Here is a 3040-nt window from a genome sequence, read left to right on the forward strand (position 1 = left end):
AAGCTGTATGGTAATTTTATCAAACAAGGGGCTTCCGATCTGCATTTCAGGATCGATAGCAGTCAGACCTTTAACATCAAACAAACCAATACCGGCCATTACGTACCAGGCACCAAGTTGCCCCTGGTCTTCATCCTGTCCGTAACCATACCCGTGTATTCCTTCTGTTCCGTAGAATTCGTCGCAAATTGCCCGTACCCATTTTTGGGTCAGGTCGGGTCTTCCAGAAAAATTAAACATCCAAGAGATATGTAAATTCGGTTGATTTCCGTGATTGTAAAGAGCTTTCAGGCCTGCAAACGCATCCACTTCTTTTCCGCCTCCGAAAATATTTTTCTGCGATGCAATAAAAATGCTGTCGAGTCGATTATTAAAAGTTTCATGTCCCAGCTTCTTTACCAACTCTTCGGGCTGATGTGGCACATAAAAGGTGTATTGAATGGCGTTCCCTTCCTGAAAACCAATCCATGGAGCCAACGGATCAAAGTTCTGAATAAAATTACCGTCCAAATCTCTTGGTCGGATCAGTTTTGTTTCTTCATCAAATAACAACTTCCATCCTCCTGACAGGCGGGACAACAATTTATAATCGTCGGTTTTGCCAAGGTGTTTGGCATATTGCGCCACTGCAAAACTACTGAACGAATATTCCAAAGTGTGCGAGGCCGAAAATCCCGATCCTTCATCAACAGTTACCCAGGCATAACGCTCGTCGTACGGGCTGTAACCACGCTCTACAAACTGGCGAACATCCATCTTTCCTGCACCTTCGATACGATCTCTCCACTCGATTTCATTTTTCAGCGCAGCTTCGTAACCCAGCTCTACATCAAAATCGCGAATTCCACAATTGTAGGCCGCCGCAATTGCCAGGCTGCTAAAATTAGTTCCCACACCCGAAACATATTTACTACATGCAATTCCGTCGCCCAGCCAGCCGGCATCTTTGTATACGAGCAACTGACTCTGAATCCAGTCGGAATAATATTCAGGATAAGCAATGGCCCACAATTGTGTCAGGTTCCAGAAAGCTCCCCAAATGGCATCGGTATTATAGTGGTTATGAACAGGATTTCCCTTTCCGTCCAACTCAATTTGTCCCACTTCACCGTTATTTTTCGGATAGGCACCATTAACATCGCTGGCCAAACCACGTCCTAATAGTGCGTGAAAAAGTCCGGTGTAAAATTTCACTTTATCGTCCTTGTTATCAGAGCTTACTTTAATGCGCCCCAGGTACTCCTCCCAGGTTTTCAGACTGGCCTTTTTCGCCTTTTCAAAAGTCAGATTCTTTGCCTCCGTTTCAAGGTTCAGCCTGGCATTTTCAACAGAAGTATACGACAAACCAACTTTAATGGTAACCGCTTCATTTTCTTTCGTTGAAAATGTAAGAAAAACTCCGGCACCTACACCGTTAATCTTTTTTTCGTTTCTGAAAATATCGGTTCCCTTAAAAGTTCCGTATGCTGTTGGTTTTTTGTCTAAAACAGCCGTGAAATACATTTTAACATCAGCACCTTTCTGGTACTTTTTTACGTACTCAGGTTCGGTAATCACATAACCTTCAATTCGTCCATCTGCAGTTATAACAGCTTCCGCATCTTTTACCTTTCCGCTTTCACCCTGCTGGTTTCCAATATCAAAAAGAATATTGGCCGACGCTGATTCAGGGAAAGTATAACGATGAAATCCAACACGTTTTGTGGCAGTCAGTTCGGCTTTAACTTTATAATCGTCGAGCCAAACCGAATAATAACCGGCTGTAGCATATTCATTTTTGCGGTCGAAACGCGAGCGGTATCCGCCGTCAGCATTGTCAAGATCTCCAGGAACAGTTTGCAGCTCGCCAACTGTTGGAGCAAAAACAATTCCACCCACCTGAAACTCGTGCAGGTTCGCAAAACCTTCGATTGAGCTGTCGCGGTCGTCGTAACCAACAGCTTCCCAGCCTTGCTCATTCCCATAATGTGCATTGGTTGACGGAGCCAGTTTTGCCATTCCGAACGGCACCGCTGCCGGCGTGTAAAAGAACCAGCGCGAATGGGCGGTTCCGATATTTGGATCGACATATTTTGTTAGCTCTTGCCCGACAACAAAGCTTGCCGATAGCATAATGATCGATACTAAAAGGGTAATTTTCTTCATATTATACTTGTAAATTATTTGTTTACTGATTTTTCAAGATTTGTAATTGCGGTATAAAGTACACCTGCCGAACCGCGGAAAGTTCCTGATCCACGAGGTTCATTATTTACGGTGTACCATTCGTAAAAACCTTTATTTTCCAACACTCGTTCGGTCATTGGTAAAAGCTGCTCGTAGGCCTCGCTAAGAAATCCGGTGGCAACCAGTTGCTGCACCATACGTGCACCAAACCAGGTCCAGTCTCCACCGTTTTGGCAACTATACGCTTTCATTCCCGGGTTTTGGAAAAAGCCATCGGGATAAACAGGGTACAAAGTAAGACCAATGGAAGCCGCACCGGCCTGTTCAACCCTCGAAATCATTTCGTTAAGCGATGTTTTAATTTCTTCTTTCGACAGTAGACCGGCCTCAATGGCAACGGCGGTTCCGCCAAAATAATAGATGGCACTCTCGTCAAAGTCGTCAGGAAAAGGCGAGCCTTCTAAATAGATATGAGGAATGAACTGCTGCTTTTCATCATCCCATAAATGGTTACTCAGAAAGTTCTTGTAATCCGATGGCCCAAGTGCGAACTCTGCCGAAGAGTTGTTGTTTGTTCCTATTTTCCAAACAACTTCTGCATAAATATTTCCGTTAACAATGAACAGAAACCCCAAAAAGCATTTAAGTAATTTGTTCATATTGGTTTAGATTAAAATGGCTTAGTTTTTAAAAACTACAAGTTACTACAATCGCTTGTTTTACTACATCTAAACATTGCTGTCCCATTAAAATCTAATAATGTTCTTTGAAAATATTGAAATTTAGTTAGTTGCAGGCGATTTTCGATTAAACGGATTTCAATTTGCATTTTCGCTATTCATAAACAGATTAGCAAATGCATAAGAATAAATAC

General features: G+C 42.9%; 2 protein-coding genes. Both read right to left on the reverse strand.

Annotated elements, in window-relative coordinates:
* A partial coding sequence (locus ABZB17_RS21880) for a GH92 family glycosyl hydrolase (RefSeq protein WP_372653679.1) occupies positions 1 to 2145 on the reverse strand: 2145 nt, incomplete at its 3' end.
* 14 nt (positions 2146 to 2159) lie between these two features.
* Entirely contained in the window at positions 2160 to 2825 is a 666-nt protein-coding gene (locus tag ABZB17_RS21885; protein ID WP_372653682.1) for a hypothetical protein, read from the reverse strand.
* Between the last annotated feature and the right edge of the window lie 215 nt (positions 2826 to 3040).

Source organism: Draconibacterium sp. (assembly GCF_041583095.1).
Lineage (GTDB): Bacteria > Bacteroidota > Bacteroidia > Bacteroidales > Prolixibacteraceae > Draconibacterium.